Here is a 12,682-nt window from a genome sequence, read left to right as displayed (position 1 = left end):
AACGGCCCCGCTGAGCCCATAGGACCCCAACGCGGAAAAACCAGCGCGGCATCGACACGCCTCTATGGCGTGTGCGAGGCCGCAGCCCGGTTCCGTTCACGGAGAAATCGGCGGCACGATCACAGATGTGCCGAATGGTTTCAACGCGCTATGCAGACACGTCGACTGGCCTTAAGTTGCAATTCGTCGCCGTGGAACGTCACGCGACATATCGCGCGACACTGACGAATTGACACAGACTGCCCGCCAGTACGAACAGGTGCCAGATACCATGTCCGTGGCGGATGCGCTCGTCGTTGATGAAGAAATAGATGCCGGCGCTATAGATGACGCCGCCGGCCACGAGCCACGCGGTCCCCGCGGCCGGCAACGCCTGCACCAGCGGGCGGACGGCTACGAGCGCGAGCCATCCCATCAACACATACAGCACCATCGACACGCTGCGGGTGCGTCGCCCGAGCGTGAGTTCCTGCACGATGCCGAGGGCAGCGAGCCCCCAGCTCACGCCGAATAGCGACCAGCCCCACGGTCCACGCAACGTGACGAGCGTGAACGGAGTGTAGCTGCCGGCGATCAGCAGGTAGATCGCCGAATGATCGCATTTCTGCAGAATTGCCTTCAGACGCGGATGGCTGACGCTGTGGTACAGCGTCGAGATCGCATACAGCACGAACAGCATCGCCCCATACACGCTGAAGCTGACGACCTTGTACGCGTCGCCGGCGAGCGCGCCCATCGTGACGAGCGCCGCCAGCCCCACCACCGACAGCACGGCGCCGACGAGATGGGTAATGCTGTTCAAACGCTCACCGACAGGCACGACTCTTTCCTCCTGCACGGTCCCACGAAGGCGACCACGAACACAAACAGGCCCACATGATACCGGTCCTGCAAAAACGAAGGGCGCGGCCGCGAAACTCGCAGGCCGCGCCCGGGGTGCGTCAAACCCTGCTTAGTCGAGCGGCGCCGAACGCAGCTCGGCCACTTGCTGTGGCGACACGGCCGTACCGTGGTTGCCCCAGGACATACGGATGTACGTCACGACCGCTGCAACTTCCTGGTTCGACAGAGACTGCGCGAACGGCGGCATGCCGTACGGATGCGGGTTCGCGTCCGTGCTCGGCGGATAGCCACCGTTCAGCACCATGCGGATCGGGTTGACCGCCGACGGCATCTGGATCGACTGGTTGTTCGCGAGCGGCGGGAATGCCGGCGGACGGCCGAGACCATTGTCTTCGTGGCACTTCGCGCAGTTGTCAGCGTAGATCTTCTGACCTTGCTTAAGCAGTTCGCCGCCGAACTTTTCCGAGGTTTCGAGCTGCAGCGGTTCCGGTGCTTCGCTCCTCTGCGGAATCGTCTTCAGGTACGTCGCCATCGCGTTGATGTCTTCGGTCGACAGATACTGCAGGCTGTTGTGGACCACTTCGGCCATCGGCCCGAACACCGCGCCGCGGCTCGACACGCCGGTCTTCAGCAGATCGGCGATGTCCTTCAGGTCCCAGTCGCCGAGGCCGGCTTCCTTGTTCGACGTCAGCGACGGCGCATACCAGTTCTGCAGCGGAATCAGACCGCCCGCGAACGCCGCCGAGCTGACCGGGCCGCCCATCGCGTTGATCGACGTATGGCACATGCCGCAATGGCCGAGGCCTTCGACCAGATACGCACCACGGTTCCATTCGACAGACTTGGTCGGGTCCGGCTTGAACTCGCCCTCACGGAAGAACAACGTGCGCCAGCCGATCAGCATGTTGCGCTGGTTGAACGGGAATTTCAGTTCGTGCGGACGGCTCGGTACGTTGACCGGCGCGACCGAGCGCAGGTACGCGTAGATCGCGTCGGAGTCGGCGCGCGTGACCTTCGTGTAGCTCGTGAACGGGAAGCCCGGATAGAGCAGGCTGCCATCTTTCGAGCGGCCGGTGTGCATCGCGCGATAGAAGTCGTCCTGGGTCCACTTGCCGATGCCGTACTGGTCGTCAGGCGTGATGTTCGGCGTGAACATCGTGCCGAACGGCGTGGCCATCGGCAGGCCGCCGGCGAACGGCTGGCCGCCGCGCACGGTGTGGCAGGCGATACAGTCGCCGGCGCGGGCGAGGTACTCGCCCTTCTTGATCAGGTCGGCCTGGTCCGCGGGCGTTGCCGCGACGGCCGCGCCGCTGCTATGCAGATGATCGCCGCCCGACCACAGGACGGGAACGAGTGCGGCGGCCGCGACCACGACGACTGCCGAGAGGGCGAACAAAGACTTGCGTTTCATTTGAATGTCTCTCCCGGCGCCTTATTGCGGTTCGCTGCCGCAGGCAAGCGGAGTCTTCAAGGAGCGGGCCGGAGCCGGCACGGGGTTTTGCGGAGCCTGCTGCGTGGCAAGCCAGGCCGCGACGGCGTTGACGTCTTCGTCGCTAAGGCGCGTGGCGATGGTGTGCATGCAGTCCGGTGCGATCGCACGGCGCGTGCCCGAACGCCATGAGCCGAGCTGCGCGCTGATGTAGTCGGCGTGCAGGCCGACGAGACCGGGGATCGCCGGTTCCATACCGGTCAGTGCCTTGCCGTGGCAGGCCGCGCAAGCAGGCACCTGCTTGTTCGCATCACCATGCAGCACGATCTGCTCACCGCGCGCGAGCGTGGTGGCCGAGGCCGTCGGCTTGGCCGGCGTCGGATACGGCGGGCGTTGCTGGGAGAAGAAGGTGGCGATCTGATGCAGGTAGTCGTCGGAGAGATACGTGACGAGGTAGTTCATCGGCGGGTACTTGCGGCGCCCTTCACGGAAGTTCTGCAACTGATTGAACAGATATCCCGCCGGCTTGCCCGCAAGACGCGGGAAGTAGTCGTTGTCGGTGCCTTGCCCATGCGAGCCGTGGCAGGCCGTGCAGCCTTGCACGCGCGCTTCCATCGTGTCGGGGGCCTTCGGTTGAGTCTGCGCTTTCGCAGCGCTATAGACACCCGCGGAGCCGATCAGCAGAAGGGCAAGCAACGGGCGGAAGAGGCGTCTTGAAGACACGCGTAACTCCATCAGAATCGGGGACCTGACCGAACTTCGGGCGGCTCGGTGTGAAGGACAGCCGTCGCTGCGGCGACGCAGCATTCTATCATCGAAGGGTAATGGTGACTATTTGCCGCATTAGATGCGGTTCCAGGTGTGACCGCCATGCGACAGTGTGTCGCGTGTGTCGCGTTTGCCAGTTTCGGACTTCAGTTGCGTCGTGCGTCGTGGTCAATGCCTTTGTCTCATCGAGCCATGTTGAACCGATCCCCGCGCGCGCCATCGAAGCGTACACTTCCGGGCTCGCCGGCCGTCGTGCAGACGATGCACGTCGTCGGCCACGCTCTGTTCCGTTCGTTCTCATCCGCTATCGGCCCTACATGAAGCTATTCGATTTCTCCTCGTCGACGCTGCGAGCGTTGATGTCCGGCGCGGTGGCGCTGGCCATATCATCCACCGCGTTCGCGCATGCGCATCTGATCTCGAGCGTGCCGGCCGCGAACGCCGAGGCCATCGCGCCCGCCGACGTGACCATTCATTTCACCGAGCCGCTCGAGCCGGCGTTCAGCGAGATCACACTCGCCGATACGAGCGGCAAGCCCGCGACTTCGACCGCATCGACAGTCGATGGCGCGGACGCCCGCGAGATGCACCTCGCGCTGCCTCAGCTGACGAGCGGCCGCTATGCGGTGCACTGGGTCGCGGTGGCCACCGATGGCCATCGTACGCAAGGCGACTTCGCGTTCGACGTCAAATGAACTTCGACGGACTGTGGATCGGGCAGGTCGCAATGGCCGCGCTCATGAACGTCGCGTTCGGCTTCGCCGTTGGCTCGGCGCTACTCGGCGCATGGCTCGCGAAGGACGGGCAGCAAGGCACGTCACCCGCGCGCCCCGGCTGGATGCGCGCGCATCGCTCGATGCTCGCGGCCACCATCGTGCTGGTGCTCGCGGATCTTGGCTGGCTGCTGTATCAGGCGGCGTCGATGAGCGGCGTCGCGTTGCCCGCGGCGTTCGGCGCGGTGCCGACGGTGCTGACGCAAACGCATGTTGGCTACGGCTGGAGCGTCGCGTTCGGCGGCGCGCTGGTGCTGCTGGGCACCGCGCTGAGCCATGGCACGGGCATGCTGCGTAACACGCTGCTGTGGCTCGCGGTGCTCGCGATCTCGGCGGGCAAGGCGTCGCTCGGTCATGCGGCCGATGCCGGCGTCGTATCGGCCGCGATCGGCATGCAGACGCTGCACGTGCTCGCGACGAGCGTCTGGGGCGGTGTCGCGATGGCCGCGGGCTTCGCGGTGCTGCCGGCGCTCGGTGCATCGACCGCGCGCGGCATGCTGATTCGCACGGCCACTCAGGTGTCGAACGTGTCGCTCGTCGCGGTCGCGTTGGTGTTGCTATCGGGTGTCTTCAATGCGGTGCGCGGCTCGGGCGGCTCGTTCGAAGCGATTCAGGCGAGCACGTGGGGTCACGTGCTGACGTTGAAGCTCGTGCTGGTCGCCCTCGCGCTGGTGCTCGGCGCGCTGAACCGCACGTCGGCGCTGCCGCGCCTGCGTCGCACCGCGTCGACGATGGACGCGCATACTTTCGTCAACGTGATGTATCTGGAAGCGCTCGTGATGATCGGCGTGTTCGTCGTCGCGGCAGCGTTGTCACACACCTTGCCGGCGTTCGCTGCGCTCGGTTGAACGCGAGGCGCGCTGCATAAAAAAGCGCCGCACTGCGAAGCACGTGCGGCGCAATACACACGGTCGCCTGGCTGTGGCCAGCGCACCCGCTACTACTCTTCAGGCAAACGGCGCGTCGTCGCGCGCCCGTTCCAGCAATGCAGGCATCAGTCGCATCGCGCGGCCCGGCTCGCTGCGCGCTTACTCGAGGCCGAGGCGATGACCGAGAATCGGCGCGCAGAACAATGCGATCGCGCAGCCGGCTGCCTTGCCTTCGAGTTCGGCGCCGGCCGCGTGCGTGCCGACCATCTGCGTGAGCAGATCGAAAACCTGCGGCAGGCAGTACAGCACTGCCGCGGCGATAAAGCACTTCCCGACCAGCGCGATGCTCCAGCCGCGCTCGTAGGCGACCATCGCGCCGATGATGCGCAGCACGCCGAAGACGACCAGCGCACCGACCGCCGCCTGCTCGCGGATCAGATAGTCAGGAAGGAATTCGCCCATGGTGTTCCCCGCTGCATGCGTTGTTGGCATGCATTTCAGCAAGGAGCAAACGATGCGTCTGTCCGATACCGAACAAACGTCGCGGGAGCGAGGCGGAATAAGGCGGTGCGGGGATTTTGAGGCAGGTTCGGCTGCCCGCGCGTTACGTGGCCGGAACGCGCGGGCGCAATGGCCTACGAATCACCATTCGGCGACGCTGCCGTCCGCGTGACGCCACACCGGATTGCGCCAGCGATGACCGACCTTCGCCATCTCGCGCACCTTCTGCTCGTTGACCTCGATGCCGAGTCCCGGGCCCTGGGGAATCGACACAAAGCCGTCTTCATACTTGAAGACTTCCGGGTTCTTGATGTAGTCGAGCAGGTCATTGCCCTGGTTGTAGTGGATGCCGAGGCTCTGTTCCTGGATGAACGCGTTGTAGCTGACCGCGTCGATCTGCAGGCAGGTCGCGAGCGCGATCGGGCCGAGCGGGCAATGCAGCGCGAGCGCGACGTCGTAGGCTTCGGCCATCGCGGCGATCTTGCGGCACTCGGTGATGCCGCCCGCGTGCGACGCGTCCGGCTGGATGATGTCGACGTAGCCGCCCGACAGGATGTGCTTGAAGTCCCAGCGCGAATAGAGACGCTCGCCGAGCGCGATCGGCGTGTTGGTCTGGTTGACGATGTCGCGCAGCGCCTCGGCGTTCTCCGACAGCACCGGCTCTTCGATGAACAGCAGTTTGTACGGGTCGAGTTCCTTGGCGAGCACCTTCGCCATCGGCTTGTGCACGCGGCCGTGGAAGTCCACGCCGATGCCGATGTTCGGGCCGACCGCCTCGCGCACCGCCGCAACGTTGTTGATCACGCCTTGCACCTTGTCGAAGGTGTCGATGATCTGCAACTCTTCCGAGCCGTTCATCTTGACGGCCTTGAAGCCGCGCTCGACCACCGCGCGCGCGTTGTTCGCGACATCGCTTGGCCGGTCGCCGCCGATCCACGAGTACACCTTGATCCTGTCGCGTACCTGGCCGCCGAGCAGCGCATGCACCGGCACGCCATGATGCTTGCCCTTGATGTCCCACAGCGCCTGATCGACGCCGGCGATCGCGCTCATCGTAATCGGGCCGCCGCGATAGAAGCCCGCGCGGTACATCACCTGCCAGTGATCCTCGATCAACAGTGGGTCCTTGCCGATCAGATAATCGGAGAGTTCCTCGACGGCCGCGGCAACCGTATGCGCGCGGCCTTCCACCACCGGCTCGCCCCAACCGACGATGCCCTCGTCGGTCTCGATCTTGAGGAAGCACCAGCGCGGCGGGACGATGAAGGTTTCGAGCTTGGTGATTTTCATGGTGTGTGTCTCCTGACGATCTGCCGGCACGCAAAGAATTTTGGGGACTCCATGCTACAACAAAAGTGCACTAAAATACTATTAATAGTATTATTTGCCATATAGTGGCGAGATTTGGAATACTTGTCGCCGCGTTGCGCGACGAGACCACCACCCGCGAGGAGAAAACCATTCCGCACGATCTGCATGGGCGAGTTACCCAATTGCTCGCAACCGCGATTCTGCGCGGCGACTATGTGCCGGAGTCGATCCTGCCTCGCGAAGCCGAGTTAATGGAGACGTTCGGTGTGAGCCGCACGGTGCTGCGCGAGGCGCTGCGCACGCTGACGTCGAAAGGGCTGATCGAATCGCGGCCGCGCGTGGGTACGCGGGTGCGGGTCAAGTCCGCGTGGAATCTGCTCGATGCCGATCTGCTCGATTGGTATTCACGCGTCGCCGAGCCGATGGCGTTCGCGCTCAAGCTGCAGGAAATGCGCGAGATGATCGAGCCTTACGCCGCCGGCCTCGCGGCCGCCGCGTACACCGACGACACGTTGGGCGCGCTTGCGGCCGCCCATACCGCGATGGTGGCGGCGCGTAACGTCGACGAATGGGTGCGCGCGGATCTGCAGTTCCACCTGTGCGTGCTCACCGCATGCAGCAACGAATTGCTGATTCCGCTCGGCGCGCTGATCGAGCGCACGCTCGAGGCACAGTTGCGACTCAATGCGAAACGCGCCGATGTGTTCAACGCGTCGCTCGCCGAGCATACGGCGGTGTACGACGCGATCCGCGCGCGCGATGCCGCCGCGGCGTACGCGGCGATGGCGTCATTGCTCGGTGTGACGCGCGGGCGGATCGAAGGCTGAGACGGACGGCGCCGCGCTCGAGCTCAATCCATCGCCGCATGCGCGGCCGACGCATCCGGCGCCCTGTGTGACGGCCGGATCAGCAGCAACAGCGGGATGACCAGCAGCGTCGCGACGAACATCAGCTTGAAGTCGTTCAGGTACGCGACCATCGCCGCCTGCTGCGTGATCGACGCGTTCAGTGCCGCGATGTCGTAGCGCGAGCCGCCGTCGAGCATCGACTGCAGCGCCGGATTGAACGCGGTCACGTTCGCGGCGAGGTCCGCGTGCGAGATCTGCGTGTTGCGCGTCATCAGAGTCTGCACGATCGAAATGCCGATACTGCTGCCGATATTGCGCATCAGGCTATAGGTCGCGGTGCCGTCCGCCCGCAGCTCCGGCGACAGCGTCGAGAACGTCAGCGCGGACAGCGGCACGAACACGAGGCCGAGCCCGAAGCCCTGGATCACGCCGGGCCACACGATGTTCGACTCCGACAGCACGATCGTGTAATGCATCATCTGCCACAGTGCGAACGCCGAAATCAGGAAACCACAGAGCAGCAGCAGCCGCGCGTCGACGCGCTTGAGCAGCCGGCCGGCGATCAGCATCGCGACCATCGTGCCGGCGCCGCTCGGCGCGGTGACGAGGCCGGTGGTCGCGACCGGATAGCCCATCAGGTTTTGCAGCATCGGCGGCAGCAGCGCGCGGGTCGCGTACATCACCGCACCGATCACGAAGATGAAGAACGTGCCGGTCGCGAAGTTCGGGTCCTTCAGCAACTTGTACTTGAAGAACGAGCGCTCGCCGACGGTCGCCGTGTGTACGAGGAAAAACGCGAAGCTGATCGCCGCGACGAGCGCCTCGATCACGATCTCGGTCGACGAAAACCAGTCGAGCTGCTCGCCGCGATCGAGCATCGCCTGCAATGCGCCGATCGCGAGGCCGAGGGTGACGAAGCCGAACGCGTCGAACTTCACGTCGTGTTTGGGCTCGCGCGTCGGCAGGAAGGTCGCGACGCCGAACAGTGCGAACGCGCCGATCGGCACGTTGATGAAGAACACCCAGCGCCAGTTGTAGCTATCGGTGAGCCAGCCGCCGAGCGTCGGCCCCAGAATCGGCCCGACCATGACGCCCATGCCCCACACGGCCATCGCCTGGCCCTGCTTTTCACGCGGGTTGATGTCGAGCAGGATCGATTGCGACAGCGGCACGAGCGACGCGCCGAAAACCCCTTGCAGCAAACGCGACACGACGATCTGCGGCAGCGTTTCAGAGAGTCCGCACAACGCCGATGACACCGTGAAGCCGCCGATCGCGATCAGCAGCAGCCGCTTGACGCTCAGGCGGTCCGCCAGCCAGCCGGTGAGCGGCGTGGCGATCGCGGCGGCGACGATATAGGAAGTCAGCACCCACGTGATCTCGTCCTGCGAAGCGGACAGCGCGCCTTGCATATGCGGCAGCGCCACGTTGGCGATCGTGCTGTCGAGCGTCTGGATCAGCGTCGCGAGCATGATCGAGATCGTGATCATCGGCCGGTTGAGCAACTCAGTGGCGCTCGCCGACGTGGAGACGGAAGACATGAAAGGGTGGGGAGGGTCGATATCGTAAGCATGCTTAGTATATCGTCAATGCGGATTCGCGCTATCGGGAGTTGTGCTGAACCTGGAACGCACGCGCAGGCGCAGGCGCGCTGCAAGCCGAAGTGCTTCCGTATAATCCGCGCATGAAAACCCAATTCGAAGAGCGCTTCGGCTTTCTGATCTACGACGTCGGCCGGCTGGCGGGCAAGCGTTTCGACGATCACGCGAAGTCGTCGGTCGATCTGACTCGCGCGCAGTGTCGCGTGCTGGCTTATCTCGGCCATTACGGCGAGATCAATCAGGCCCGGCTCGCGGATCTGCTGGAGGTCGCGCCGATCTCGGCGGGCCGGCTGCTCGACCGGATGGAGGAGGGCGGCTGGATCGAGCGGACCGCGAATCCGCAGGATCGCCGCGAGCGCCAGGTGCGCATGACGCCGAAGGCCGAGCGCACGCTCGGCAAGGCGCGCAAGGTCGGCGACGAAGTCGCGCTCGAAGCGCTCAATGGTTTCAGCGATGAAGAAGCGGCGCAGTTGATCGCGCTTCTGCAGCGGGTGCGCGGCAATCTGAGCCGGCTGGTGGATCGCTGAAGCGTCGCGGTGTTTGGCGCGACGCCGAAGTCTTTCGCGCGAGCCCGAGCGACGTTGGGCTCGCGCTGCAAATCACGTTATTTGGATTCCGACGCGGGGGCGGCGCCGCTCGGCGGCACCAGCTCGTAACAGCCCGCTGCTGCCGTTTTCGCTTTCGCTTCCGGTTGTTGCGGATCGATGCATTTGAACGCGCTCTGATCGCGCTGCACGAAGATCGTGTCGGCCGGCCCATTGTTGACGACGGCGACGATCTTGTAGCCGTCCTGCAGCAGCGTCGCGAGCATGGTCGAGCTGGCGCGCCATTGACTGTCGGATGTGCCCGCCGTTTGGGCCTGTGCGGTGAGGGCGGCGGTCGTGCCGGCGAGCGTGAGCGCAGCGGTGGTTGCGGCAAGCGCGACGGTGCGGAACGTCATCAAGGAACCTCCTCGAAAATGCGATGGAATTGCGGAAGCAGGCCTGCCAACAAAACCCGCGGCACTTCACTGTCCATACTCTGCGACGCCGCTGCTCATCGTTCGTTCCATCGGAAGCTCGCGCAACGCTCGCTGGCAAGCCACGGTCGCGATGAACGAGCCGAACTCAGCGCTGGGCATTTCACCCGCTCGGGCAGCAATTTTTGCGCCGCCATCGGTGACGGGCCACAGGGGTATCCGACTCAGCGATGCCAGATAAGATGTAGCCGTCGCAGCGAGCTGCACTAGCGCCCGCATGCGTCCGTGCCGTTTCGACCGTGTTATTTGATGCCATCCCTATCGAATGCGAAACGAACCGCAAGTCAATGTCGTGCGGCAGATTCCACGCAGCGTGTGGGTTCTAGGATGCGTGAGTCTTTTCATGGACATCTCATCCGAAATCATCCACAGCCTGCTGCCGATGTTTCTGCTGGCGAGCCTTGGCGCCGGGGCCGGCGCGATTGGGCTCATCGAAGGCGTCGCAGAGGCCACGGCCCAAATCGTCAAGGTGTTTTCGGGAACGCTAAGCGACTACCTTGGCAATCGAAAGTGGCTCGCCGTCGCCGGGTATGCGCTCGGCGCAATGAGCAAGCCGCTTTTTGCGGTTGCATCGTCGGTCGGAGTCGTGGTGGCGGCGCGCGTGATCGACCGTGTCGGCAAGGGCATTCGTGGTGCGCCTCGCGATGCGCTCATTGCAGATGTCACGCCGCAGCACCTGCGTGGCGCGGCCTTCGGGCTGCGTCAGTCGCTCGATACGGTCGGTGCATTCCTCGGACCGCTGCTGGCCGTTCTCACCATGCTGATCTGGGCAGACAATTTTCGGCTTGCCTTCTGGCTTGCCGTCATTCCCGGCGTGCTCGCGGTCGCGTTGTTGACGTTTGGTATCACGGAGCCTGAGCACGAGCCTCGCGCCAAAAGAAGCAACCCTGTACGGTGGCACAGTCTCAGGGACCTTGGCCTGGACTACTGGTGGGTCGTGGGGATAGGCGCTGTGTTCGCGTTGGCGCGATTCAGCGAGGCTTTCCTGGTGCTTCGTGCGATGGGCAGCGGCGTACCGATTGCGCTCGTTCCGCTGGTCATGGTGGTAATGAATGTCGTCTATGCGCTGTCCGCTTATCCGTTCGGGAAGCTCGCGGACACGATGCGTCATACGCGGCTGCTGATAGGTGGTCTGATCGTGTTGATCGGCGCCGACCTCGTGCTGGCACACGGCACCCACTGGAGCATAGTCGTCGTCGGGGTAGCGCTTTGGGGGCTGCACATGGGGATGACGCAAGGCCTGCTCGCCACGATGGTCGCGCACACGGCGCCGGCGCATCTGCGCGGTACTGCGTTTGGCTTCTTCAATCTGCTGAGCGGCATCGTGACGCTGGTTTCGAGCGTTATCGCAGGTCAGGTGTGGGAACGTGTGGGCGCAGCCATGACGTTTTATGCGGGTGCGGCCTTCGGTCTGATGACCCTCGTGCTGCTGCTCTTTCACCCGACACCGGCCGAACGTCATAACGACTCGCGCTAACGTCGCATTGCCGACGTTGGAAACAAAAAAGCCGCTGTCCTTGTGAGACAGCGGCTTTTTCTTGAAGCTGGTGGCGAATCAGGGACTCGAACCCCGGACCTGCGGATTATGATTCCGTCGTATCACCCAGCAATGCTACCGCAATATTCAGCAATTCAAAGGGTTATCGCACTCTGCGCCGCTATGAAACCGCAATGCACAGCAGTAGCGTTGACTCCCGGTTGACATCCTTGCGATACGCCAACATCAATTCGCCGATGATGCTACCGGTGAAAAGCTGACGGTTACGCGAAGATCCTTATCCCCGTCGGTCGCGGAATGTTGGTGTGATTCATCCACCGTCACCGCTTGACCTGGTCGAAAGAGAAGGTCCGAGCGAGTCGAATGCTGTGAGCTTTGGGCAAATGAGATTTCACCGCACATGCCCGAGTCGAATTTGTTATACCGAATCAGCTTCGCCGCCTTGACTTCATTTGAAGCTGAGACGGTGCCGTTCGGCGAGATCATGACAGGGCCGATGTTAACGACAACTCCATCGTCGACGTCAGCCGGATATGCCCCGTTTGCATCAGCCTTAAGGTCGCATTTGCCGTGATATATCACTCCGCTATGATGAGCGGAAAGGTTGTTGAAGGACGCGGTCTGATTCACCTTTATGTCCTGCTCTTTGGCAAAGGAGCCGTAGTATTTCGACGACACTACGACTTTGACATGCACAGGTGGAGTTTCAGGCTCGACCGCCTGCTGGGCATTCGCAATCGTTGGAAGTAGCACTACCGCAGAGGCCGAAATGCCAGCAAGAATCTTAAATAGTCTCATCAGGGTACGTCTCCGTTATGCAGGTTATTGCCGGTATTCGGCAAATGCTTAACGGCTCCGCCTGAGGAGACTTGAGCAGATCAGGGGGGCGATAAGTTCAAAGCGGAGCTTCTTCGTCGCTCTCGAAAATGCGAATGTAGTCCATACAAGCTTCAATCGCTTGCTGTACGCTGGGGTGTGCCGCATAAGGCAAAGCGGACAACACAGCCTGCATTTGACGGACGTCAGACAGGAGTGGCCAATTTGCCGGCTCAGAGAACCCCCAAAGCCACACATCGATGATGTCGCCAATATCTTCTGGCGCCGCACCGGCAAGAGCATTATTCAAGTCCATGCTGCCTCATTGATCGATCGGCTCAGTTGGTATGCATGCGGCATGCAAAAAGCGCGATTCTCGCATGCGAGAATTCACGAAAGGCTAGGGC

The 12,682-nt window shown here is 63.2% G+C and carries 14 protein-coding genes and 1 tRNA gene; 5 read left to right on the top strand and 10 right to left on the bottom strand.

All coding sequences use genetic code 11. The features are described from left to right. Positions 1-199 precede the first annotated feature (199 nt). From trhA to GCT19_RS15465, 3 genes are all read right to left on the bottom strand, one after another. Positions 200-820, bottom strand: a complete 621-nt coding sequence (trhA, locus tag GCT19_RS15475; protein ID WP_013090468.1) for a PAQR family membrane homeostasis protein TrhA — start codon at positions 818-820, stop codon at positions 200-202. Positions 821-952: 132 nt separating this feature from the next. Further along, complete coding sequence (locus GCT19_RS15470) at positions 953-2,254, bottom strand: c-type cytochrome (RefSeq protein ID WP_152852451.1); 1,302 nt, start codon at positions 2,252-2,254, stop codon at positions 953-955. Between the two features lie 21 nt (positions 2,255-2,275). Then, positions 2,276-3,007, bottom strand: coding sequence for a c-type cytochrome (locus GCT19_RS15465; protein WP_035492164.1), 732 nt, complete (start codon positions 3,005-3,007; stop codon positions 2,276-2,278). 350 nt (positions 3,008-3,357) lie between these two features. Between GCT19_RS15465 and copC the strand changes: the two genes are divergently transcribed. Together copC and GCT19_RS15455 are read left to right on the top strand one after the other, a co-directional pair. After that, entirely contained in the window at positions 3,358-3,735 is a 378-nt protein-coding gene (gene copC, locus GCT19_RS15460; protein ID WP_152852450.1) for a copper homeostasis periplasmic binding protein CopC, read from the top strand. Beyond that, positions 3,732-4,661, top strand: a complete 930-nt coding sequence (locus GCT19_RS15455) for a CopD family protein (RefSeq protein WP_152852449.1) — start codon at positions 3,732-3,734, stop codon at positions 4,659-4,661. The genes copC and GCT19_RS15455 overlap by 4 nt, the downstream gene beginning before the upstream one ends. A 180-nt stretch (positions 4,662-4,841) precedes the next feature. Here GCT19_RS15455 and GCT19_RS15450 read toward each other — a convergent pair whose 3' ends face one another. Beyond that, positions 4,842-5,144: a hypothetical protein gene (locus GCT19_RS15450; protein WP_018437735.1), complete on the bottom strand. Its 303-nt coding sequence runs from the start codon at positions 5,142-5,144 to the stop codon at positions 4,842-4,844. 180 nt (positions 5,145-5,324) lie between these two features. Continuing rightward, positions 5,325-6,473: a galactonate dehydratase gene (gene dgoD / locus GCT19_RS15445; RefSeq protein WP_018437736.1), complete on the bottom strand. Its 1,149-nt coding sequence runs from the start codon at positions 6,471-6,473 to the stop codon at positions 5,325-5,327. 134 nt (positions 6,474-6,607) lie between these two features. Here dgoD and GCT19_RS15440 point away from each other — a divergent pair, with 134 nt between their 5' ends. Beyond that, on the top strand, positions 6,608-7,321 hold the full coding sequence (locus tag GCT19_RS15440) for a FadR/GntR family transcriptional regulator (protein ID WP_018437737.1): 714 nt from the start codon (positions 6,608-6,610) through the stop codon (positions 7,319-7,321). 23 nt (positions 7,322-7,344) lie between these two features. Here GCT19_RS15440 and GCT19_RS15435 read toward each other — a convergent pair whose 3' ends face one another. Beyond that, positions 7,345-8,832 (bottom strand): DHA2 family efflux MFS transporter permease subunit, encoded by a 1,488-nt coding sequence (locus GCT19_RS15435; protein ID WP_152852509.1) that lies wholly within the window; start codon positions 8,830-8,832, stop codon positions 7,345-7,347. A gap of 194 nt (positions 8,833-9,026) precedes the next feature. On the opposite strand from GCT19_RS15435, the gene GCT19_RS15430 reads away from it, so the two are divergent. Then, positions 9,027-9,470, top strand: a complete 444-nt coding sequence (locus GCT19_RS15430) for a MarR family winged helix-turn-helix transcriptional regulator (RefSeq protein WP_026229127.1) — start codon at positions 9,027-9,029, stop codon at positions 9,468-9,470. Positions 9,471-9,547: 77 nt separating this feature from the next. On the opposite strand, the gene GCT19_RS15425 is transcribed toward GCT19_RS15430, so the two are convergent. Beyond that, positions 9,548-9,883 carry a hypothetical protein gene (locus tag GCT19_RS15425; protein WP_152852448.1) on the bottom strand — a complete coding sequence of 112 codons (336 nt, stop codon included), beginning with the start codon at positions 9,881-9,883 and terminating at the stop codon, positions 9,548-9,550. 343 nt (positions 9,884-10,226) lie between these two features. On the opposite strand from GCT19_RS15425, the gene GCT19_RS15415 reads away from it, so the two are divergent. Beyond that, positions 10,227-11,438 carry an MFS transporter gene (locus GCT19_RS15415; protein WP_152852446.1) on the top strand — a complete coding sequence of 404 codons (1,212 nt, stop codon included), beginning with the start codon at positions 10,227-10,229 and terminating at the stop codon, positions 11,436-11,438. Between the two features lie 68 nt (positions 11,439-11,506). Here GCT19_RS15415 and GCT19_RS15410 read toward each other — a convergent pair. The 3 genes from GCT19_RS15410 to GCT19_RS15400 form a co-directional block, all read right to left on the bottom strand. Then, positions 11,507-11,578, bottom strand: a tRNA-Met gene (locus tag GCT19_RS15410). 106 nt (positions 11,579-11,684) lie between these two features. Then, a complete protein-coding gene (locus GCT19_RS15405) occupies positions 11,685-12,257 on the bottom strand; it encodes a hypothetical protein (protein ID WP_152852445.1) in 573 nt (190 codons plus the stop codon). 97 nt (positions 12,258-12,354) lie between these two features. After that, the gene (locus tag GCT19_RS15400) at positions 12,355-12,591 is read right to left on the bottom strand and encodes a hypothetical protein (RefSeq protein ID WP_152852444.1); all 237 of its coding nucleotides are present in this window, start codon (positions 12,589-12,591) and stop codon (positions 12,355-12,357) included. Between the last annotated feature and the right edge of the window lie 91 nt (positions 12,592-12,682).

Source organism: Paraburkholderia atlantica, assembly GCF_009362785.1.
Lineage (GTDB): Bacteria > Pseudomonadota > Gammaproteobacteria > Burkholderiales > Burkholderiaceae > Paraburkholderia > Paraburkholderia atlantica.
The sequence above is the reverse complement of the archived record's forward strand: the minus strand, read 5'-3'. Positions and strand labels throughout refer to the sequence as shown.